General features: G+C 43.4%; 18 protein-coding genes, 1 tRNA gene and 1 pseudogene. 18 read left to right on the forward strand and 2 right to left on the reverse strand.

Annotation, left to right across the window (positions count from 1 at the left end):
- Positions 1-102: 102 nt before the first annotated feature.
- Together gyrB and ACO4R2_RS06685 are read left to right on the forward strand one after the other, a co-directional pair.
- Positions 103-2064, forward strand: a complete 1962-nt coding sequence (gene gyrB, locus ACO4R2_RS06680; protein ID WP_311489865.1) for a DNA topoisomerase (ATP-hydrolyzing) subunit B — start codon at positions 103-105, stop codon at positions 2062-2064.
- 294 nt (positions 2065-2358) lie between these two features.
- On the forward strand, positions 2359-2916 hold the full coding sequence (locus tag ACO4R2_RS06685) for a maltose acetyltransferase domain-containing protein (protein WP_311489866.1): 558 nt from the start codon (positions 2359-2361) through the stop codon (positions 2914-2916).
- A gap of 3 nt (positions 2917-2919) precedes the next feature.
- Here the strand turns inward: ACO4R2_RS06685 and ACO4R2_RS06690 are convergent, their stop codons facing one another.
- Positions 2920-3441 (reverse strand): pyridoxamine 5'-phosphate oxidase family protein, encoded by a 522-nt coding sequence (locus ACO4R2_RS06690; protein ID WP_484769647.1) that lies wholly within the window; start codon positions 3439-3441, stop codon positions 2920-2922.
- Positions 3442-3832: 391 nt separating this feature from the next.
- Here ACO4R2_RS06690 and ACO4R2_RS06695 point away from each other — a divergent pair, with 391 nt between their 5' ends.
- The 5 genes from ACO4R2_RS06695 to ACO4R2_RS06715 all read left to right on the forward strand — a co-directional run bounded on the left by ACO4R2_RS06695 (position 3833) and on the right by ACO4R2_RS06715 (position 10949).
- The gene (locus tag ACO4R2_RS06695; RefSeq protein WP_484769648.1) at positions 3833-4738 is read left to right on the forward strand and encodes an IS982 family transposase; all 906 of its coding nucleotides are present in this window, start codon (positions 3833-3835) and stop codon (positions 4736-4738) included.
- Between the two features lie 195 nt (positions 4739-4933).
- Positions 4934-5224 carry a helix-turn-helix domain-containing protein gene (locus tag ACO4R2_RS06700; protein ID WP_118866103.1) on the forward strand — a complete coding sequence of 97 codons (291 nt, stop codon included), beginning with the start codon at positions 4934-4936 and terminating at the stop codon, positions 5222-5224.
- Complete coding sequence (locus ACO4R2_RS06705; protein ID WP_484769649.1) at positions 5214-6101, forward strand: DNA-methyltransferase; 888 nt, start codon at positions 5214-5216, stop codon at positions 6099-6101. Before ACO4R2_RS06700 ends, ACO4R2_RS06705 begins: the two co-directional genes overlap by 11 nt.
- Positions 6102-6106: 5 nt before the next feature.
- Positions 6107-9019: an N-6 DNA methylase gene (locus ACO4R2_RS06710; protein ID WP_484769650.1), complete on the forward strand. Its 2913-nt coding sequence runs from the start codon at positions 6107-6109 to the stop codon at positions 9017-9019.
- A 52-nt stretch (positions 9020-9071) separates the two neighbouring features.
- On the forward strand, positions 9072-10949 hold the full coding sequence (locus tag ACO4R2_RS06715; RefSeq protein WP_484769651.1) for an AAA family ATPase: 1878 nt from the start codon (positions 9072-9074) through the stop codon (positions 10947-10949).
- Between the two features lie 84 nt (positions 10950-11033).
- Here the strand turns inward: ACO4R2_RS06715 and ACO4R2_RS06720 are convergent.
- Positions 11034-11115, reverse strand: a tRNA-Leu gene (locus tag ACO4R2_RS06720).
- Between the two features lie 257 nt (positions 11116-11372).
- On the opposite strand from ACO4R2_RS06720, the gene ACO4R2_RS06725 reads away from it, so the two are divergent.
- The 11 genes and pseudogenes from ACO4R2_RS06725 to ACO4R2_RS06775 all read left to right on the forward strand — a co-directional run.
- Entirely contained in the window at positions 11373-12458 is a 1086-nt protein-coding gene (locus ACO4R2_RS06725) for a mannose-1-phosphate guanylyltransferase (RefSeq protein ID WP_484769652.1), read from the forward strand.
- A 619-nt stretch (positions 12459-13077) separates the two neighbouring features.
- Entirely contained in the window at positions 13078-14322 is a 1245-nt protein-coding gene (locus tag ACO4R2_RS06730; RefSeq protein ID WP_484769653.1) for a peptidase U32 family protein, read from the forward strand.
- 11 nt (positions 14323-14333) lie between these two features.
- Entirely contained in the window at positions 14334-14993 is a 660-nt protein-coding gene (locus tag ACO4R2_RS06735; RefSeq protein WP_484769654.1) for an HAD family hydrolase, read from the forward strand.
- Positions 14994-15068: 75 nt separating this feature from the next.
- Positions 15069-16016 (forward strand): riboflavin biosynthesis protein RibF, encoded by a 948-nt coding sequence (ribF, locus tag ACO4R2_RS06740; RefSeq protein WP_484769655.1) that lies wholly within the window; start codon positions 15069-15071, stop codon positions 16014-16016.
- On the forward strand, positions 16013-16834 hold the full coding sequence (locus tag ACO4R2_RS06745) for a CPBP family intramembrane glutamic endopeptidase (protein WP_484769656.1): 822 nt from the start codon (positions 16013-16015) through the stop codon (positions 16832-16834). Before ribF ends, ACO4R2_RS06745 begins: the two co-directional genes overlap by 4 nt.
- Positions 16831-17889 (forward strand): tRNA dihydrouridine synthase DusB, encoded by a 1059-nt coding sequence (gene dusB / locus ACO4R2_RS06750; protein WP_484769657.1) that lies wholly within the window; start codon positions 16831-16833, stop codon positions 17887-17889. Before ACO4R2_RS06745 ends, dusB begins: the two co-directional genes overlap by 4 nt.
- A gap of 96 nt (positions 17890-17985) precedes the next feature.
- Positions 17986-18738 carry a 4-hydroxy-tetrahydrodipicolinate reductase gene (gene dapB, locus ACO4R2_RS06755; RefSeq protein ID WP_484769658.1) on the forward strand — a complete coding sequence of 251 codons (753 nt, stop codon included), beginning with the start codon at positions 17986-17988 and terminating at the stop codon, positions 18736-18738.
- Between the two features lie 5 nt (positions 18739-18743).
- Positions 18744-20225 (forward strand): signal peptidase I, encoded by a 1482-nt coding sequence (lepB, locus tag ACO4R2_RS06760; RefSeq protein ID WP_484769659.1) that lies wholly within the window; start codon positions 18744-18746, stop codon positions 20223-20225.
- Between the two features lie 100 nt (positions 20226-20325).
- Complete coding sequence (locus ACO4R2_RS06765; RefSeq protein ID WP_484769660.1) at positions 20326-20928, forward strand: S26 family signal peptidase; 603 nt, start codon at positions 20326-20328, stop codon at positions 20926-20928.
- 28 nt (positions 20929-20956) lie between these two features.
- A complete protein-coding gene (locus ACO4R2_RS06770) occupies positions 20957-21589 on the forward strand; it encodes a WbqC family protein (RefSeq protein WP_484769661.1) in 633 nt (210 codons plus the stop codon).
- A gap of 9 nt (positions 21590-21598) precedes the next feature.
- Positions 21599-21691 (forward strand): annotated as a pseudogene (locus ACO4R2_RS06775) (IS982 family transposase); the annotation flags it as partial.
- Positions 21692-21946 lie beyond the last annotated feature (255 nt).

Raw genomic sequence — 21946 nt, forward strand, 5'->3', positions numbered from 1 at the left:
TAGAGCAGTATCCTCCTTTTTACCCTTAAACCTTTGTCGTTACTTAGGAAAAATCGTATATTTGTAACCTATATGAGACAAGATAAAAACAAAGCATAATATATGGAAGAAATCGAACAGAACGGCTCCAATTATTCCGCCTCCAATATCCAAGTTCTTGAAGGTTTGGAAGCGGTACGCAAGCGCCCTGCCATGTACATTGGTGATACAGGTGAACGAGGCTTACACCATCTGGTTTACGAAACGGTGGACAACTCTATCGACGAAGCCCTTGCTGGCTATTGTACTCACATTGAAGTAACAATTTGTGAGGATAATTCTATCGTTGTGCAAGATAATGGTCGCGGTATTCCCGTAGATATGCACCCCAAAGAGCATCGTTCTGCCCTCGAGGTTGTTATGACCGTGCTCCATGCCGGTGGTAAGTTCGACAAAGGTTCCTATAAAGTCAGTGGCGGTCTTCACGGTGTTGGTGTGAGCTGCGTTAACGCTCTCTCCACTCACATGAAGTCGCAAGTGTTCCGTGATGGTAAAATCTACCAGCAGGAATACGAAAAAGGAAAACCACTCTACAGTGTAAAGGTGGTGGGTGAAACCGAACTGAGAGGTACTCGCCAGCAGTTCTGGCCGGATGATACGGTGTTCTCTACCACGACTTACAACTACGATACTCTTTCCAACCGTATGCGTGAGTTGGCCTACCTCAATGCAGGCTTAAAAATCACGCTGACCGATCTCCGCAAGGACGATGAAGGAAACATCCGCCAGCAAGAGTTCTTCAGTGAGCAAGGTCTGCCGGAGTTTGTTCGCTATCTGGACAGCAGTCGCTCACATCTCTTCGATGATGTCATCCATATCTCAACCAACAAAAATGGCTTGCCCATCGATGTGGCTGTGATGTACAACACAGGATATTCTGAAAATATCCATTCCTATGTCAACAATATCAATACGATAGAAGGTGGTACTCACCTGACAGGTTTCCGCCAAGCGCTCACGCGTGTGCTTAAAAACTACGCTGAACAGACAGCAGCAAAGCAGATAGAGAAAGCTAAAATCGAAATCAGTGGCGAAGACTTCCGCGAGGGTCTCACTGCTGTCATCAGTGTCAAAGTGGCCGAACCTCAGTTTGAGGGGCAAACTAAGACGCGTCTTGGCAACAGTGAAGTGACAGGTGCCGTCAATCAAGCAGTGGGTGAGGCTTTCACCAATTATTTGGAGGAACATCCTAAGGAGGCAAAGCTCATTGTCGACAAAGTGATTCTGGCAGCAACAGCCCGCATCGCTGCGCGAAAGGCACGCGAGAGTGTGCAGCGCAAGAGTCCGCTCACGGGTGGCGGTTTACCAGGTAAGTTGGCCGACTGCTCTAGCAAAGATGCTGCAGAATGCGAACTTTTCCTTGTCGAGGGTGACTCTGCAGGTGGTTCTGCCAAGCAGGGACGCAGTCGTCGCACGCAAGCCATTCTGCCGCTCCGTGGTAAGATTCTCAACGTAGAGAAAGCCATGTGGCACAAAGCTTTCGAGAGCGATGAGGTTAATAATATCATTCAGGCCATGGGCGTTCGCTTCGGTCTGGACGGTGAAAGTAAAGAAGCCAATATCGAGAAATTGCGCTATCACAAGGTTATCATCATGGCCGATGCCGATGTCGATGGTCAGCACATCGCAACGCTCATCATGACTCTCTTCTATCGCTATATGCCACAACTCATTGAGGACGGTTATCTTTACATTGCCATGCCGCCCCTCTATCGTTGCAAAAGTAAGAAGGGAAACCACGAAGAATATTGCTATAATGAACAAGCACGCTTGCAGTTTATCAAAGACTACGGTGAAGGATCAGAAGACAATATCGTGACGCAGCGCTACAAAGGTTTGGGTGAAATGAATCCCAGTCAACTCTGGGAAACCACCATGAACCCCGAAACGCGCCTTCTCAAGCAAGTAACGCTCGAAAACGCTACCAACGCCGATTTCACCTTCTCCATGCTCATGGGTGAAGATGTTGGGCCTCGTCGCGAGTTTATTGAGCGAAATGCTACATATGCCAATATTGATGCATAGACTTTACAAAAATATAGGTAAATCTTGAGAAATAATTGAGCAGACGCTTGGTAGTTTTGGATTTAACCTATATCTTTGCGTCAACAATAAGGAAAAGAGAGCAAAAGACTCTCCTTCCGAGGATCATGATAATAACACTCATCTATTATAGTATTTATCATCTCCGCTGTCTCTTCAGATGCGAATCTCAAGTACAGTAAATTTTGTAAAGTTTTAATAATACCATCTAGAGGCTCTCCGTATGCGAATACCGAGAGCCTCGAACTTTTTCTATATTTTATGTATCTTTGCGGAATGATGACAGATCGAGAAAAAGCATTATCGGGGCAGTGGTATAATCCCGCTGCCGATCCCGAACTCCGGCAGCAAATGAAGCGTACGCAAGCTTTGCTCTACGATTACAACCGCCTCCACCCGTCCGATAGCGAGGGGCGCGATGCGCTCATCCGTCAGATTCTGGGGCAGGTGGGCGAGGAGTGCTGCATTCTCCAACCTTTCCTTTGCGATTATGGCGTGAATATCAGCGTAGGTCATCATTTTTTTATGAACAAAGGTTGCCAAATCCTCGATGGCGGGCATGTAACTTTCGGCAATAATGTTTTCGTCGGTCCTATGTGTGGTTTTCATACAGCGATTCATCCCTTCGATGTTGAGCAGCGCAATCGTGGCGAAGAGCGTGCCGAGTCCATCCGTGTGGGCAATAATGTATGGATTGGAGCGCAGGTTTGTGTGCTTCCGGGCGTCATCATTGGCGACAATTCTGTCATAGGTGCAGGCAGTGTTGTTTCGCGCGATATTCCCGCCGGCGTTGTTGCCGCCGGCAATCCTTGTCGAGTACTCCGAAAACTCTAATCTTCAATCTCCCTTACTGATAATAGGCGTTTGCGCCGTAACGCGCTTCGTTTTTCCCGTAAAGTGTTCCACGTGCAGGCAGATGATAGCCGTACGGTGAAGGCTCTTTTCTATGTATTTATAACCCACAATCCTGTCGTTCGGGCTGAGCTTATCCACGAAAAGCCGCATAGCTTGCCGCCTCCGCTCTTCATCCTTCACAATCTCCGCCCTACACGTCAGCACAAGACTCCTGTAAGCCTCCGTAAACTTATTGGACACAACGTGGCAGTCCTTCCCGATGATCGTATACGTCACGCGCGGTTCCCGCTCTATACATCTCAATTTCCGCCCCTCTGGCGCACAGTGCAGATACACCACATCCTCACTTTCGTCATAAACATAGTTGAGCGGAACGCCATACCCACCGCCATCTTCAGCCTGCATCGCCAAAAATCCGAAGTCAGCATCCTTGAGCAACTCCAGCGCACTCTCTTCATCCAGCAACCTATCCTGTCGCCGCACTCCAGAATTATCGTACTTCATTATTCTTTCTTTCGTTTTATACAAGCAAAGATACACCAACTCCCACAGTTCTGTTGCTTGATTTTATAAGTTTTTCTTCAGATCTCCGTTTGTCCTTTTCTCACAGTATTCGCATTTTCTTTAACCCATAGAGAACGATTCCCCAAAAGAGAATCCATCCACCTATCAACTCAATATTTGTGAGTGTATCTGATGAGTCGAAGCAGAATATTAACGAGAAAATCATTGCAAAAGCCACGAATATCAGCACAATAAATCTTCCTACTATCTTCATCTTTCTTTATTTAACGTGAGTTCGACGAATTATAAGTGTCTATAAATTTGGTGATTAGCGAAATTTGTTGTAACTTTAAAGAACTAATATACAAACAGTTACAAACAAAAAATCGCTATGATCACCGAGAACAAAATTACAGAAATCTTTTGTATGGCAGACGACTTCTGCAAGTTATTTGATGCTATAACAGCAAAATATACGCTAAAACCTACTGGAAAAAGAAAATATCATCGAAGTTCTACAATGTCAAAGGCAGAAGTCATGCTGATAATGATTCTTTTCCACACTTCCGGTTATCGCTGCTTTAAACATTTCTATCTTGAAAAAGTATGTAAGCATCTTCGCCATCTGTTTCCTAAAGTTGTTTCTTATAACCGTTTAGTAGAATTGGAAAGGGAGGTAGTCATACCCTTAACCTTGTTTATCAAGAAGGTCCTCTTGGGAAAATGCACGAGCATAAACTTCGTTGACAGCACACCACTGCGTGTCTGCAAAAACCAAAGAATACATATTCACAAAGTTTTCAAAGGCATAGCCCAAAGAGGAAAATGCTCTATGGGGTGGTTCTTCGGTTTCAAATTGCATTTGATTTGTAATGAGAAAGGAGAGCTTCTCAACTTTATGATAACGCCGGGAGATATTGATGACCGTAAACCTTTGGAGTATCAAGCTTTTGTAGAGTTTATACATGGTAAGCTGGTCGGTGACAAGGGGTACATCAGTAAGAACCTCTTTCAAAGGCTTTTCGTTGACGGAATACAACTTATTACCAAATTGAAAAGTAACATGAAAGGAGCTTTAATGAGCGTTTCAGACAGACTTTTACTCAGAAAAAGAGCCATTATAGAAACGGTGAATGATGAACTTAAGAACATTGCACAAGTGGAGCACTCCAGACATAGATGCTTTGACAATTTCATCGTCAACTTATTAGGGGCAATTGCTGCCTATTGTCTGTTTCCAAAGAAGCCGTGTATCAATGTACAAAGGACTATTGATACACAGCTTGCATTGTTCTGAATTCGTCGAACTCACGTTATATTAAAGGAGTAGTATCTAATTCTATTTTGAGTAGTATGTTACTCTTCTACAATCACAGAGAGGAGTATTTATATTTTTACAATATAATAATGAGTAAAAAAGTGAGAATAATTTGTTTATTTCATATGAAAACAGTATATTTGCCAAATAAAGACAAATCAACTATTGACAAATATGCTGTTTGCTGATAAATTGAAAGAATTAAGAGAAAAGAAGCAATTACTTCAAAGGCAATTGGCTTCTGCATTGGAGATAGATACTCCTATGTATAGCCGTATTGAAAGAGGGGAGAGAAAAGCCAAAAGAGAGCAAGTCATTTTATTGGCAAAGTTGCTTGGCACAAACGAAAAAGAACTTTTGCAATTATGGCTTGCAGATAAGGTCTATGATGTTTTAGCAGAAGAAGATTGTGCTGATGGAGTAATAAATATGGTTGCAGAAAATATACGTGAATATGGAAAATAATATTCAAGATTTTATTAATAAGGTTATTGAAGATGATTGTCTGAAAGTTATGCCTAATATTCCAGACAAATCTGTAGATATGATTTTGTGTGATTTACCCTATGGTACAACACAAAATAAGTGGGATTCTGTTATTGACTTAAATAAGCTTTGGCAACAATATATGCGTATAATAAAAGATAATGGTGCTATTGTCCTGACAGCACAAGGTCTTTTTACTGCAAAACTGATTTTAAGCAATGAGGATTGGTTCAAATATAAAATAGTTTGGATAAAATCAAAATCAACGAATTTCTTAAATGCCAAGAAACAGCCTTTGCGAAAACATGAAGATATTTGTGTGTTTTATAAACAGCAACCCACATATAATCCTCAAATGACAAAGGGAGAGAGTTATGATAAGGGTATTCGTAAAAATCAATATACAGGAAGTTATGGAGATTTTAAGCCACAGCATGTTCAAAGTAATGGCATGCGCTATCCAAATGACGTTCTGTTTATGGACGATAATGAATTGCCAATAGAAGACTTTTTGTATGTTAAAACGGCAGAGTCAGAAGGACCAGTGTATCATCCTACCCAAAAGCCCATTGAATTGGGACGATACTTAATAAGAACTTTCTCTAATCCTGGGGATATTATTCTTGATAATGCTTGTGGTAGTGGCAGTTTCTTAGTTGCGGCAGCAATGGAGCATAGAAAGTATATCGGAATCGAAAAAAATCAGAATGTAATGCTTCATAAGGTCAAAGCAATAGACTACATCCAAGTATGTGCTGATCGTCTTGCAGAGGTTACGGCAAGGCAGCACGATGAAAAACAGCCTGTTCTACAAGGTTTATTTGATAACAAAGTATATGCTTCAGCAGTTAAATAGCAGTCATGGTGAAACTTGATATAAAGAGAAATGAGAGAGATTGGGCAGGACAGTTGATTAGTTGGATAAAATCAGCTATTGACAGAAAGACTACTATTTTTCAAGATGCAACTAATGATACAGGTGTAAAAATGAAATCGGGAAGAACTAAATTTCCTGATATTCTTCTTTTCATTGATAAGACTTCTGGTGTAATATTCAATGGCTGGGAATTGAAGTTTCCAGATACTGCCGTTGACGATACCATTATGTTGGAGAATGCGCTGGAAAAGGCGCATAAGCTACACTCTGATTCCTTTGTTACATGGAATGGTGCTGAAGCTATCATTTGGCATATAAACGATGAAGAATATACACTTGATGGGCTATCAAAGTTAAAAGTTTATCCAAAGGTTTCAACTATCAATAGTCGTGAGGATTTAGCTGATCCTGTAAAGTTTGCACAGCACGAACCATTATTGAAAGAACGTACAGAGGAAATCCTGCATGATTTAGATTCTTTGTACCGTAATGGCGCTTTGAAACCTGCGCTTGATATTTCTAAAAATATCATTTCTGCTGTACGAGAAGCATCTACTACCATTATTCCACAATTTCAAGAGGCGATAATTCAGGAGAAGGGTAGTAATCGTGCGTTTAGAGATGAATTTAATAAATGGAAAATTTATGAAAGTTCCACTTTGAAGATTTTAGAATCTTCATCAAGAAAGAAGGAGTATGTCATACCAGAACAGGTGTTGGCAAAGTTTACTTTTTACAACTTGATAGGAAAGGCCATTTTCTATTTGACGCTTTGCGAGAACTTAAGTGGAGAGTTGGAACCGATTACTTTTGATGAAAATGAGTCTAGTAAAGATTTATTGAATAGCTATTTTGACAAAGCAAAGAAGATAGATTATCAAGCTATCTTTAGACCATATTTTACAGATAGTATAGAATATTCTGTTTTGGTCGATAAAGCAATTTATGCTCTATTGGAAGTGCTGACCACTTTTGATTTCAAAGTGTTGCCAACAGAAGTTATTGGACATATATTGGAAAACCTTGTGCCTGATGATGAGAAGCAGAAGTTTGGACAATACTTTACTAATGAAGTCTTGGCAAAACTTGTGGCTTTCCCTGTTATTAAGACCAATAAGGACGTATTGTTCGACCCAACTTGTGGGACAGGTACTTTCCTAAGCTCTTTTTATGAGATTTTACAAGCTTTAGGAACAAAAGATCATGAGAAACTACTAAGGCAGATATGGGGTAATGATGTTTCTCATTTCCCTGCAATTTTATCTGTTGTCAACTTATATAAGCAAGATGTAGTGGCTACAGACAACTTCCCTCGTGTTATGCGTAATGATTTCTTTAATTTGGAAGTTGGAGAAAAGGTAGTTTTTCCTGATTCGCATGACCATAATAAGCATATTGATGTACCTCTACCAACTTTTGATGGTATAGCAAGTAATTTCCCGTTCATACAGCAGGAGGATATTCCCAATGAGAAACTATCAGCTTTCTTTAGAGAACAATTTCAGAGTGGGCAGCAAGCTTTTTTGAAAGACAAAACATTCAAAATTAATGAGCGTTCTGATTATTTTACATACTGTATTTATAATGCTGATAAATTTCTCAAGCCTGATGGTTGCTTGTCAGCAATAACATCTAATGCGTGGCTAGGCAAGGAATATGGATTTCAATTCAAGAAGTTCTTGTTGGATAACTTCCATATACGATATGTTGTAAAAAGCAATGCTGAACACTGGTTTAAGGATTCTCAAGTGTCCACTATTTATTTTGTCTTAGATAAGATGCAAAGTTGTAAACCAACGAAGTTTATCACACTCAATCGTAAGTTGAGTGAGTTGTTTGTTGCAGAATCTAAGAACGAACAAATACTGCAGATTGAAGATTTTTATAGTGATATAGATAATTGCAGTTATTCTCATAATGAGCTATGGGAGAAGGATAACTTCTTTGCTGATTTGTATAAGCGTAAAGATGGAAGTTTATCTGTATGCTTGGCATCTAAGGTCTGTTTGTTAGATAGTCTTGAAAACAAGACTAATTGGGGACAATTCTTTCTTTCTACCAACTTGTTTGGTAGCTTTGAAAATTGTTTGACTCAATATTATCCAAGCATAGTAAAAGTATTTAGAGGAGAGCGAACAGGTTGGAATCCTATGTTCGTCATTAAAGATAAGGATGTAAAGCCATCACATATTGGAAGAAAGTATTTGGTTCCGTATGTGAAATCATCATCAGAGCTTCAACAGATAGAGTTTGATGATAATTATAAGTTTAGGGCATTCGTCTGCCAAGATGAGGAAAATGCAATAGACAAAGGGACAAAATCATGGATTGATAAATTTGTGAACGCACCTAATAAGAATGGTAGCCAAACAATATCAGAGGCATGCGCAGGACACCGTCCTTATTGGTATTCTCTGAATCCCAAAAGGGCACACATTATCACTGCAATTAACCCATATGAGCGTTTCTTCTTTACTTTTGCAAAAGAACCATTTGTTATTGATCAGCGTTTGATCGCAATGCAGGTGCAGGAAGGTTATGATGTAGAGCTGATTGCTGCCCTACTCAACTCTGTTATAACATTCCTAATACTTGAAATGCGTGGTACTTCACGTAATTTGGGTGCTTTAGATTTAAATGCTGATTTCTTAAAACAACTCAAGATGTTAAATCCAAGCTTATTAAACAAGGAAAAAGTTGATGCTATTATCTCCGCTTTTCGACCAATTAAGAACCGAACAATTAATTCTGTTATGAAAGAGGCAACTCTTACTGATAGGCGTAATTTTGATGCAACTATATTAAAGTGTTTTGGCTTAGACGAAAAACTGCTCGACAGCCTGTATAATATCCTTATTGGTACAGTAAGTGATAGAATATCTATGTCAAAAAGATAGTTCAATATTGTTCCAAATTAAACATTAATTAGAGCGAAGATATAAAAACATTATGGAGATAAACGAGTTTGAGCAAATGCTTAAAAATAATGTTAGTGAGTTAATCGCAATACAAGAGCAGTGTCAAAATACAGATGTAAAGTGTGCTCAAAGCATTCTTAACACTATCTTGTGGGTGAAAGAAATCAATGAAGATCTAGAAGGGGAGGTAATACCATCTTCTTATGATAATATACTAATAAATAGCTTTGACTTTCTTTCTCCAATGATGGATGTAATAAGACAAAATATAAGAAATAAAACGATAGAGAAGATTGAAAATCTTGATAAGTTCTTTTTGTCTCAAATAGTAGCAAATATAGATAGTTATCACTTCTACAAGAGTTTAGGATTTGCACAAGAAAACACCGTGGTTGTAGGAGCTAATGGTTGTGGTAAAACAACCTTAGCTAATACGTTACAGAAATCCTTAAATGTAAAAGACGGCATCGTTATTCCTGCTCAAAAACTACTCATCATACCAACATTTAGCAGTACCCCCAATTATGCCACTACTGCAGAAACATATAATCAATACCAAAGAACAATATTAGATGATAAGCAAACCTTTAATGCTTCTAAGGAAGATGATATTCCTTGGGAAACAACACGACAATATGGCTCGGAATTTAAAAAAGTTTTAGCTACGTTATACTCTGAAAGAATGGCTAAGCGAAACAAGTTCTGTGATGCCTATGAAAGAGGTGAAGAACTAGCAAGGCAACAATTACAGAGTGCCTTGGATGTGGTTATAAATATATGGAATTTTCTAATAGAACACAGAACCTTGCAATGTGACGATAGTAACAATTTGGTTCTAACAGGCGATGGTGTCAATGGTAGTTACCCTGCTTTTCAAATGAGCGATGGAGAACGTATTATTTTATATCTTGTTGGGCGGGTCTTATTAGCTCCAGAAAGGGCTCTCATAATAATTGATGAACCAGAGATGTATTTGCATAAAACCATTGTCGACAAACTATGGAATAAGCTGGAATGGGAAAGACAAGATTGTGTTTTTCTATATTTAACACACGATTTACAATTTGCAGCAAGTAGAGACGCGAAGAAATGTTGGATACGTTCATTTGAATATCCGTCTAAATGGAATATTGAAGAGATTCAAGATAATGTGATTCCTGAAGAATTATTATTGAAACTCTTAGGCAGTAGAAAGAAAATATTGTTTTGTGAGGGTAAAAGAAATAGTTTGGATTCAAAAATCTTTGAATTGTTATTTGAAGACTATACAATAACTCCTGTAGAAACATGCAAAGACGTAATAAACTTTACAAAAGCATTTAATAAAATACCTAATACTGTAGCAAAGGCTTATGGTATAATTGATCGTGATTTTCATTCTGAAGATCAACTTGAGAAATTAAAACAACAAAATGTGTTCTCTTATGGTGTTGCAGAAATAGAAAACCTTTTCTTATTGCCTGATGTTATCACTGGATTTGCTAAGTATAAAAACGAAGAGTGTGATATAGAAGATATTGAGACACGTATTTTAAAAAAGTTCGAACAAGATAAACAAACACAAATTTCCCAATATGTTTCATCAGCAATCAATGCTTATTTTAAAGCATCTCATATCTCGGTTGGTAACAAGAAAGAAGAAGTAGAACAAAATTTTCAAAATTTTATGTCAGAAGTTGATATTAACAAGTTATTCAATGAACGGGAATCTTATATAAATGACGTAATAGCTAACAAAAAATATAAAAAGGCCATCATGTTATATAATAATAAAGGGCTGCATTCTGTAATAGAGAAATATTTTAATATGGGAGATTATAGACATAGGGCTTTGGATTATTTGAGAGGGACAAAGGAAATAGAGTCTATAAAAAGAATTTTCCCTGATCAGTTATGGAATGCTGATTAATACTGATTGGGAACAAATTGGGAACATTTGTAAAATAAGAAAAAGCTAAGTATTGAGTATTCAATTACTTAGCTTTTTACTCTGTACCCAGAGCCGGGGTCGAACCGGCACGGATTGCTCCAATGGTGTTTGAGACCATCGCGTCTACCGATTCCGCCATCTGGGCTTGATTCGGGTGCAAAGATAGGGGAATGTATAGTAATGGCAAAATAAAATTAGAAAAATGTGAGGGTGGAGGGGATAAAGTGGGCGAAAAAAGGGCGAAAGGTGGCGGTGAGGCTCGTTGTGAGGTTGAGGGAAAAGTGAGGGATGTTGCGGGGAAGGTATTGGCAGGGAGGCATTTTTTGTTTTTTTAATGGCAAAGGAGTTGCAAAGAATAGAAAATAGGTCTATTTTAGCGGTATCAATAAAACTTACACAAAAATGGGAAAACACAATGACTATTGCGTGATTCTTGCTGGAGGGCTTGGCAAGCGCCTTTGGCCGAGCAGTCGTAAGAATATGCCGAAGCAGTTTTTGGACTTTTTTGGGGCGGGGCGTACTCTGTTGCAACAGACGTATGACCGCATTGCACGGATTGTGCCTACCGACCATATTTATATATCCACTTTCGAGGAATATGTGCCTTTCGTTGAGCAGCAGTTGCCGGAGGTGACAGTGGAGCGAATATTGGCCGAGCCGGTGCAGTTGTCCACTGCGCCCGCTACAGCTTGGGCGGCTTATCACATCATTCTGCGCGATCCCGATGCCACTATTTTCGTGACGCCTTGCGACCAGATGATTCTCAACGAAAACCTTTTTGAGAAGGAGATGCGGGCGGCACTCGATTTCGCGAGTAGCCACAGCGTATTTCTGGCTTTGGGCGTGAAAGCTACACAGCCCAATACGGCTTACGGGTATATCCAAATGGGCGATTCCATCGAGGAAAAGCTCTATAAAGTTCAATCGTTTTTGGAAAAACCCGATGCGGAATACGCTGAAACTTTTGTGCAGAGTGGAGAGTTTCTTTGGAACACAGGTCTCTTCGTGTGGAACGCTCGCACATTCCGGAAACTGCTACACGAGATGATGCCTGTGCTGGAAGAGCAGTTGTTGCAGGAAAATGGCAGCATAAAAACCGAACGTGAGCTGGATCTTGTTCAGCAACTCTACCCTGCTAACTTACACCGCAGTATAGACCTCGTTATCTTGGATAAGTGTGAGAATGTCTATGTGATGGAATGCAGTTTCGGCTGGGCAGATATTGGTTGCTGGCCCGAACTCTACCACGTTGTTGATAAAGACGTTGATGGTAATGCTGTGATAGGTGGAGGACACGTGGAACTCTCCGATAGTCAGAACAATCTCGTGATGGTTCCTTCGCAGAAAGCCGCCATCGTTTGTGGTTTGGACGGATATTTGGTAGCGGATAAAGGGAACGTCCTTCTTATTTGTCCGAACAACGATCCAGGCCTTGTCAAGCGTTTGGCCAAAGAAGCTCGCATCCAGTTGGGCGAAGATTTTGCATAGGAAAAGACTGTGAGCAATCAGATGAGAGGGACAAAACAGAGAGTACCTACTCGATAAAGACTTATTACCGTCCGCAATGTCGCAGAAAAGGCATTGCGGACGGTCTGTTTTATGTGCGATTTCCTTATAAAGCACCTGGCAAAAAATATCCTTATTGTGTCAGCTGACGCAATAAGGATGTCAGCTGACAGCCTTATTGTATTTTCAAACGCAATAAGGATATTTACGATTTCCTTTTAAGTATTGTATTCCTCTCTCATAGAGACTGATTGGGAAAAGCTTTAGAAGTTTAATCTTGTTTATAATGTGTTGATATGTAATAAAGTAGAGGGATGGTAAAACTTTGCTTGGTAAAGGCTTTTTCAGATGTGCACCGTTTTTTGTATCAATGTAGTGATGAGGTGGAAGCAAGAAAAGTGAAGTTTTAGCAGATGGCGAAATTTCCCCTTTTTCTTGTCAGAAAGTATTCCTTTTTCCTCATTTTGCTTGTGAATCATTGTCTTTTGTAGGTTCAGAAACTTCACAGAGAGACTACTTCTGCCCACTTACAACACTATTTTACAGAATGTTTTTTGTGTTACGGGCCGCTTGTCGTACTTTTGTTCCCTAAAATAGTATTATGAACGAAGAATATGAAATAATGGCACCCGTGGGCTCTCGAGAGTCCTTGGCAGCAGCCTTAAAAGCAGGTGCAAATTCTATTTATTTTGGTATTGAGTCGCTCAATATGCGTGCTCATTCTGCCAATCATTTCACCATCGACGACTTACATGAAATTGCCCAAATCACGGCAGAACATGGTGTGAAGTCGTACCTGACGGTGAACACAATTATCTATGGTGAGGACCTCACCTTGATGCGCAAAATTTGTGATGCAGCGAAGGAAGCAAAGATCAGTGCGATTATAGCCTCCGATGTTTCCGTGCTTTCCTATTGTCATCAGATTGGACAGGAACTGCATCTCTCCACACAGCTCAATATCACTAATATCGAATCCCTCAAGTTTTACGCGCAATTTGCCGATGTTGTGGTATTGGCCCGTGAGTTGAATCTTGAGCAAGTGGCTGATATTCATCGTCAGATTGTGGAGCAGAACATCTGCGGCCCCAGTGGGAAACAGATACGTATAGAGATGTTCTGCCACGGTGCCCTTTGTATGGCTGTTAGCGGTAAGTGCTATCTTTCGCTTGACAATCTCAACCATTCTGCCAACCGAGGTGCGTGTATGCAAGTTTGTCGGCGTGGCTATACGGTGAAGGATCGTGAAACAGGCGTCGAACTGGATGTGGACAATCAGTATATCATGAGTCCGAAGGACTTGAATACCATCGGTTTCATCGATAAAATGATGGAAGCCGGAGTCCGTGTTTTCAAGATTGAGGGGCGTGCCCGTCCGGCAGAGTATGTGCTGCAAGTGGCATCGTGCTATCGTGAAGCTATCAATGCAGTGCTCGACGGCACCTACTCAAAGGAAAAAGTGGACGAGTGGAACAAGCGTCTGAGCACAGTGTTCAATCGCGGTTTCTGGGATGGCTACTATTTGGGCCAACGTATGGGCGAATGGAACAATCGCTATGGTTCGATGGCAACAGAAAAGAAGGCCTATGTTGGTAAAGGCGTGAAATATTTTTCCAAATTGGGCGTGGCCGAGTTTAAGTTGGAAGCCGGCGAAATTCGCAAAGGCGACAAACTGCTCGTCACAGGACCTACCACGGGTGCACTCTATTTCACCGCGGAAGAAATCCGTTACGACCTCGACCCCGTTGAAGTTGGTGAGAAAGGCAGAAATGTTTCGCTGCCCGTGCCCGAGAAAGTCCGTCCTTCCGATAAGCTCTACCGCATTTGCCCCGTAGAGAACAAATAAATACAACTATCATGGGAGAAAAACTGCAAGTGACCCCCCGAGAAGTGCGCGCACTGCTGTTCGATTTCGGCGGAGTGCTCGTTGATCTCGATATGGACCGCTGTTTCCGAGCCTTCGATGAATTGGGTATAAATATGCGCCCATTTATAGGTACTTATAAGCAATCGGGCATTTTGTCAGCTTTTGAAAGAGGGCAGGTCAATACCCACGAATTTTGCAGTGCTATTCGCTCAACTTTTGCAAAGCCTGAGCTGGCCGATGAAACGATTGTGGCCGCTTGGGAGCAGTTCTTGGTGGACGTTCCAGAGAATCGCCTGCAGTTGCTTCTTAAAGCAAAGCAGCACTACCACTTGTCTTTGCTGAGCAATACCAATCCCGTGCATTGGGCGTTGGGGCGTGAGCGTTATTTTCGATATAACGGCCATGAAGTACACGATTTCTTCGATGAAATCTTCCTTTCTTACGAACTCGGCGTTGAGAAACCCTCACCGCTCATCTTTGAGAAAGTGCGCAACGGGCTACCTTTTGCGCCCAGTGAAGTGTTGTTTTTCGACGATTCTCCTGTCAATTGTGCTGCTGCTCGCGCCTTAGGCTTTCAAGCCGTTGAGGCAAAGAAAGATGGAGAATGGTTGAAATTCTTCGATGAAAACGGAATTTTTATTGGAGAATAGTCTCAATGTGTAGACCGATTATACCTCGCTTACAACAGCATTGAGAAGCCGAAGCAAAAAGAAAAATAAACGATTATGCTCATTATAAGAGAATATACCAAACACAGCAAACAGAATTACATCTTGCGGACGTTGCAAGATGCCGTAGGGACGATTGGCGTTTTCGACGGAATGCACCGTGGTCATCGCTTCCTGCTCGACCAAGTGAAGGAGGAAGCCACGCGCAGAGGCTGCCTATCAATGGTGGTGACCTTTGCCGAACATCCGCGCTCGGTGGTGGAAACGGACTATCGCCCACTGTTGCTCACCACTTTAGATGAAAAACTCGAACTCATTGAGGCGGCGGGCATAGACGTTTGCGTGGTGCTCGATTTCTCACCACTTATGGCCATGCGCACCAGTCGTGAGTTTATGGAACTGTATCTGCGCGACAAGATGGGCGTGACGTGTCTGGTTATTGGCTATGACCATCATTTTGGTTCTGATGTGCAGAATGGTTTTCAGCAGTACAAGCTCTACGGCAAAGAACTTGGAATCGACGTGGTGCGGGCGAAAGAATTTGAAGGACGCGACTTACACGTCAGTTCGAGTGCTGTGCGTCGTTTCCTCGAAGGCGGAAATGTGGAGATGGCTCGTGCGTGTCTCGGTAGATCCTATTCCCTTTCTGGTCGAGTGGTGGAAGGGCATCGTGTAGGGCGTGAACTGGGATTCCCCACAGCCAACATAGAAGTGGACAACCCCAACAAGCTGTTGCCCGCTCGCGGAGCTTACGCCGTTTATGTCTATTGGGACGGTGAGCAACATAAAGGAATGCTCAATATCGGTTCGCGCCCCACGCTGAACAATGGAGAAGATACCACGGTGGAAGTTAATATCTTCGACTACGATGGAGATCTCTACGACAAATACCTTACGGTGAGTTTCGAAAGCCGTTTGCGCAACGAACAGAAATTTGATTCTCTCAATGAACTCAAACTCCAGCTTCAGCAGGATGCAGAAGCTGCTAAAGAAATACTAAAATGACAGAAAAACAATCCTGTGTGGCAAAGATTGCTATTATTATAGGTCTTTATTTGATAGTCCAGGTGCTGGCTGGTGCCGTAGCTCTGGTTGCTGGAAATTGGAACAATCTGATGGCAGGTCAGCCTTTAGACAAGAATGCCTTGATGGGCGATGCGCGTTGGGTAGGCATTGCCTTGTTTTGTGGTAATCTCATCATGATGGTCCTAATGTGGGCTTTCCGCTTAGTGCGGCGCAATTTGCTCCCCACTCCTCCCGCTGGAACCTTACATGGCTGGGGCTGGGGCATTGTCGCCTTCTTCCTCGTTGTTTTTGGGGTAAACGGAGTGTTCTCTCCTCTTGATTTGAGTGATGGTGGGACAACGCAAATGTTTCAAGGAATGGCAGATAATCCCATCTGCTTTCTGTCGCTAACGCTGATAGGCCCCATTGCCGAAGAGTTTGTTTTCCGCGAGGGCATTCAGCGCCATTTGGTGGCTTCAAAAGTGCCGATGAAATGGGCCATAATTATATCGGCTGCCCTCTTTAGTGTGGCTCACCTGAATCTTGCACAATCTGTGCCCGCCTTCTTCTTGGGCTACGCTTTGGGCATACTTTATGCTCGAACGGGCGACATCCGTTTGTCGGCCGCTGCTCATGTGCTGAACAATACATTGGCAGTACTCTTGTTCCAAGTATCGGAAGCCGACGACCTGACGAAAATAGTTGGAGTTTATCCCTTGATAATCGTTAGTTCAGTACTGTTAATCTCCGGCATTTTCCTCTTCAGTTATTGGTGGAAGAGGAGTGAGCCTCAGAACAATACCCCCACGATAGGATGAAAATAGGAAAGATAGATTTAGGCGAACGCCCCCTTTTGCTCGCTCCGATGGAAGATGTGACGGATGCAGGCTTCCGCTTGCTTTGTCACCGCATGGGAGCAGCTATGGTCTATTCGGAATTTGTGGCCTCCGATGCGCTGGTGCGCAGCGTGAAGCGGTCGTTCGAGAAACTAAAGATTAGCGACGATGAACGCCCTACGGCCATCCAGATCTATGGGAAAAATCCCGATGCAATGGCCGAAGCTGCCAAAATCGTTGAGGAAGTGGCCCATCCCGACGTTCTCGACATGAATTTCGGTTGCCCCGTGAAGCGCGTAGCAGGGAAAGGCGCTGGCGCTGGCCTTTTGCAAAACGTTCCACTGATGTTAGAAATCACTCGCCGCGTGGTGGACGCCGTGAAGATACCTGTAACCGCAAAGACACGCCTGGGCTGGGACAGTGAACATGAGATTATCGTAGACCTCGCGGAGCAGTTGCAAGATTGCGGTATTCAAGCCCTCACTATTCATGGACGAACCCGCGCACAGATGTATAAAGGTGATGCCGATTGGTCGCTGATTGGAGAAGTGAAACGGAATCCCCGTATGCACATTCCCATTATTGGTAACGGCGATATTTGTACGGGTGAAGAAGCCCGTCGCGCTTTCGAAGACTATGGCGTTGATGCCGTCATGGTGGGACGTGCCACCTTCGGTCAGCCTTGGATTTTCAAAGAGATGGTGGACACCGTTCATTCTGGCGAACACCTGCTGGAACACGCTTTGGAGAGCGACTACGCTCCTTTGTCCGCTGATTGGAAACTCGATGTGCTCAAAGAACAGGTGCGGCAGAGCATTGCCCGCATCGATGAATATCGCGGCATACTCCATGTTCGTCGCCATCTGGCTGCAAGTCCGATTTTCAAGGGAATCCCCAATTTTCGCGACACCCGCATAGCTATTCTTCGCGCCACTACACAAGACGAGCTCTTCAACCTAATGGAGCAGGTGCGCCCCTTGGTGAGACGCTACGATGGTAAGCGGCCAGAAGATATGAAAGTAGAAGTGGACGAATAAGACGAAAGCAATTCATTGTCCGCTACTTATCTTGGACGATGTTTCGCTATCATTTGAGAAATAATTATATTTGTGGCATTATAAAATAAGGAAGACATGAAATTTGCTTTGATTGGTTACGGCAAGATGGGACACATGATTGAAGAGATAGCTCGCAATCGTGGTCACGAAATAGTTTCTATCATCGATATCAATAACCCCGAAGATTTTGATACTGACGCTTTCCGTTCGGCCGAGGTAGCCATCGAATTCACCAATCCTACTGCAGCTTTTGGCAATTATAAGAAAGCTTTTGCGCAGGGTGTGAAGGTGGTGAGTGGTTCTACGGGTTGGCGCAAAGACCATCTCCACGAGGTTGAGGCGCTGATTGCCGAGGGCAATACGCTCTTTTGGGCGTCCAACTTCTCGCTGGGTGTGGCCATCTTTAGTGCTGTCAATAAGTATTTAGCTCGTATCATGAACGCTTATCCTGGCTATGGGGTGAGTATGGAAGAGGTGCACCATGTCCATAAACTCGATGCGCCCAGCGGTACTGCCATCACGTTGGCCGAAGATATTGTGGCGCGCCTTGATCGCAAAACCGATTGGGTGCTGGGCGAATTTCATAAAGCTGATGGAACAGTGGAAGGCACGAAGGACGTAGCAGCCGACAAGTTGCGCATCGATGCCATTCGCCGTGATGAAGTGCCTGGCATCCATAGCATCACCTACGACAGCGAGGCAGATAGCATCACCATTACGCACGATGCTCACAGTCGCAAAGGTTTTGCGCTCGGTGCCGTCTTAGCTGCTGAATTCACTGCTACTCATACAGGTTTGCTCACTACTGACGACCTTTTTAAATTTTAAGAAAGATGACGACAGAAAAAACACAAACTCAGGTGGAAGCCACACAGAAAAAGCCCAACTGGATAAAGTTTAGCATCTACACCGTTCTCTACCTCGCTTTCCTTTATTGGGTGGGCAGTTGGTGGGGACTTATCGTTCTCCCTTTCCTCTTCGATGCTTATGTGACTCGTAAGATAAATTGGAGTTGGTGGAAGCAACTCAAGAACAAGACAGCTCGCTCCGTTATGGCATGGGTCGACGCCATCGTCTTTGCCTTGGTGGCCGTTTATTTCTTAAACCAATTCTTCTTCCAGAATTTTGTCATTCCGTCTTCCTCTTTGGAAAAGACGCTTCTGACGGGCGACTATCTCCTCGTGAGTAAGTTGAGCTACGGTCCGCGCATTCCGCAAACGCCGCTCTCTATGCCTCTTATGCAGCACACGTTCCCGATTTTGGGCTGTAAGAGCTATCTGGAACATCCGCATTGGGATTACCGCCGCGTGAAGGGATTGGGCCACGTGCAGGTGAATGATATTGTCGTGTTCAACTATCCCGCTGGCGACACGGTGGTGGCCAATGTGCAGCAGCAAGATTTCTACCGTTTGGCATATCAGTTGGGCGACCAAATGCTTACGCAGCAAATGGGACTTCAGAAGCCTTTCTCGAGCACGCTTACCCCGACAACGCCCTACGCAGAGCAGCAAGCCGTTTATCGTAAGATATATGCTGCCGGACGAGCTTATATAGATGCTAACGAACCTGAATTTGGTGAAGTGTTGAGCCGTCCCACGGATCGCCGTGAGAACTATGTGAAACGCTGTGTCGGACTGCCAGGACAGACGCTCCAAATCATCAACAATCGCATCTATCTTGATGGTAAACCGAATCCCGAACCCGAAAATGTACAGTATAGCTATAGTGTGACGTTCAACTCTCTGCCGAGTGCCGATGAGATAAAAGATTTGGGTATAACAGCTGAGGATCTCTCCTCTAATGTTCCGCAAACGAACACCTATGTCATGCCGCTTACGAAGGCTGTGAAGCAATACCTCACAAGCCAGAAGGGGATGGTTGCAAAAATAGAACCTTTCCCCAGCGCAACGGACTGGCTCTTCCCGCAGAATATGGCCAAAAATTGGTCTACTTCAAACTACGGTCCTATTTGGATTCCGAAGCGCGGAGCCACCAAACTGCTGTCGCTCTCAACGTTGCCCCTCTATGAACGCTGCATCCGTGTCTACGAAGGTAACACGCTGGAAGTTCGCAATGGGAAAATCTATATCAACGGGCGCCAAACGGATCGCTACACCTTCAAGATGGACTACTACTGGATGATGGGTGACAATCGAGACAATTCTGCCGATTCCCGTTTCTGGGGTTTCGTTCCAGAAGACCATGTTGTGGGTAAGCCTCTCTTTGTTTGGTTGTCGCTCGACCAAGACTATGGCTGGCTGAGTGGTAAGATTCGCTGGAATCGCTTCTTCAAAAATGTCAGCAACATAAAGTAAATCTACCAAAGATGGAATGTGCTAATCAGCCTCGTAAGGCGCTCAGGTCTTAGCCTGTTAGCATATTTCATCTTTTGCACTTTTTTCATTTCTCCAAAGTTTGCGTCTACTGAAAGTCTACATATTGCCTCTTGTTGTAGCCATCTCCCTGCTCTTGCTCGTGCGCTGCTGCTTTGTGACTCACTACGAGGTGCAAACAGCTCTACCTGAGCTAAGTTTGCAAGAGGGCGACCGCTTGCTGGTGGGGCGATATGTTTCGGCAGGAATGAAGCGAGGAACGATAGTAGCTTTCCGTCATCCCTCAACAGCGAGGGTAGAGTTGGCTCGCATCATTGCACGTCCTGGCGACTCCCTTTGGGTGGACAATCAGCAGCAGAGAGTTTCTTTTCTGAAGCGAGCAGGCATGGAGAATTCTTTTATGGTGCCCGGCCATTGCGAACCTGTTGATGTACAGCCGCAGAGTGCTCGATTGCTGTACTATGTGCTTCGTCACTATGAAAAGGCGCGAGCGGTACAGATAGTTGGAAAACGTTTGCTTATCGGCGGTGTTCCCACAACGCGCCTACATTTCAGTCAGAACTATTATTGGCTGGAGAACGTAGGCCTTCTTCCCGAGAGTTTTATCCTTGGCCCTGCGCTCTGCATCACTTATAGCAGTCGCAATTGGCAGCCGCGCTGGAATCGTTTCCTGCGCCCTCTCTGATAGCTTCTTTTTATTCTTCGTTTTTCCCTTGAACACAGTCTTACTCTCCTCCGCATACCTTCCTCCCATTCAGTATTTCGCGCGCCTGTATGCTGCCGATCAAATACTGACCGAACGTTGCGATTATTATGTTAAGCAAACTTATCGCAACCGAGCTGTTATCGCGTCGAGCAATGGGCCGCTGGCACTGACCATCCCAATCGTTCGTACGGGTGAGAACAATCAGCCCATGCGCGACCTACGTATTAGCGACCACGGTCGTTGGCGCCGTCTGCATTGGACAGCTCTGGTGTCGGCCTACGAGCAAAGTCCTTATTTCCCTTATTATGAGGACGATTTTCGCCAGTTCTATGAAGAGCCCTACGAATATCTGATTGATTTCAACGATGCTTTGCAAGCCAAGATTTGTGAACTGCTCATGCTGACGCCCGATATACGTCCCACCACGGAATATGTCAAGACTCCTGGGCCAGAGATTGAAGACTGCCGCGATCTTATCCGTCCGAAGGCCAGCTTTGAGGAAGATGCGCGTTTCCGTGTTGTGCCATACTATCAAGTTTTCCAGTCCCGTTTAGGCTTTCTCCCCAATTTGAGCATCGTAGATCTTTTGTTCAATATGGGTCCCGAATCGCGCATAGTGCTGAAAAAGAGCTTGGTTTGAGTAAAATAGAAAACGGAGAAAGAAGAACTTAAGAACATTGCATAAGTGGAGCACTCCAGACATGAATGCTTTGACAATTTCATAGTTAACTTATTAGGTGCTTGTATGCTCTCCTTCTGACACCCATTAAAAAAGTTGTATTTTGTTGTCACATTGTCACAGATGTTGGAAATATTCTGATAACTAAATGCTTAACTGTGTGACAACACTTTTTGACCATGATTTTGTTGTCACCTTGTTGTCACGCTTGTAGTTGGCTGTTTTTCAGAGAGATAATGGCAGTGTGTGACAACGTGACGACGTGACAACAAAAAAACAACACAGGAGAGAAGCGTATGTACTCCCTCTTTCTTCTTC

It is taken from the genome of Alloprevotella sp. (assembly GCF_057240785.1).

What these genes read in the sequence shown, in the direction of transcription:
- gyrB (WP_311489865.1), top strand. Translation starts at nt 103, where the DNA reads ATGGAAGAAATCGAACAGAACGGCTCCAATTATTCCGCCTCCAATATC.
- ACO4R2_RS06685 (WP_311489866.1), top strand. Translation starts at nt 2,359, where the DNA reads ATGATGACAGATCGAGAAAAAGCATTATCGGGGCAGTGGTATAATCCC.
- ACO4R2_RS06690 (WP_484769647.1), bottom strand. Translation starts at nt 3,441, where the DNA reads ATGAAGTACGATAATTCTGGAGTGCGGCGACAGGATAGGTTGCTGGAT.
- ACO4R2_RS06695 (WP_484769648.1), top strand. Translation starts at nt 3,833, where the DNA reads ATGATCACCGAGAACAAAATTACAGAAATCTTTTGTATGGCAGACGAC.
- ACO4R2_RS06700 (WP_118866103.1), top strand. Translation starts at nt 4,934, where the DNA reads ATGCTGTTTGCTGATAAATTGAAAGAATTAAGAGAAAAGAAGCAATTA.
- ACO4R2_RS06705 (WP_484769649.1), top strand. Translation starts at nt 5,214, where the DNA reads ATGGAAAATAATATTCAAGATTTTATTAATAAGGTTATTGAAGATGAT.
- ACO4R2_RS06710 (WP_484769650.1), top strand. Translation starts at nt 6,107, where the DNA reads ATGGTGAAACTTGATATAAAGAGAAATGAGAGAGATTGGGCAGGACAG.
- ACO4R2_RS06715 (WP_484769651.1), top strand. Translation starts at nt 9,072, where the DNA reads ATGGAGATAAACGAGTTTGAGCAAATGCTTAAAAATAATGTTAGTGAG.
- ACO4R2_RS06725 (WP_484769652.1), top strand. Translation starts at nt 11,373, where the DNA reads ATGGGAAAACACAATGACTATTGCGTGATTCTTGCTGGAGGGCTTGGC.
- ACO4R2_RS06730 (WP_484769653.1), top strand. Translation starts at nt 13,078, where the DNA reads ATGAACGAAGAATATGAAATAATGGCACCCGTGGGCTCTCGAGAGTCC.
- ACO4R2_RS06735 (WP_484769654.1), top strand. Translation starts at nt 14,334, where the DNA reads ATGGGAGAAAAACTGCAAGTGACCCCCCGAGAAGTGCGCGCACTGCTG.
- ribF (WP_484769655.1), top strand. Translation starts at nt 15,069, where the DNA reads ATGCTCATTATAAGAGAATATACCAAACACAGCAAACAGAATTACATC.
- ACO4R2_RS06745 (WP_484769656.1), top strand. Translation starts at nt 16,013, where the DNA reads ATGACAGAAAAACAATCCTGTGTGGCAAAGATTGCTATTATTATAGGT.
- dusB (WP_484769657.1), top strand. Translation starts at nt 16,831, where the DNA reads ATGAAAATAGGAAAGATAGATTTAGGCGAACGCCCCCTTTTGCTCGCT.
- dapB (WP_484769658.1), top strand. Translation starts at nt 17,986, where the DNA reads ATGAAATTTGCTTTGATTGGTTACGGCAAGATGGGACACATGATTGAA.
- lepB (WP_484769659.1), top strand. Translation starts at nt 18,744, where the DNA reads ATGACGACAGAAAAAACACAAACTCAGGTGGAAGCCACACAGAAAAAG.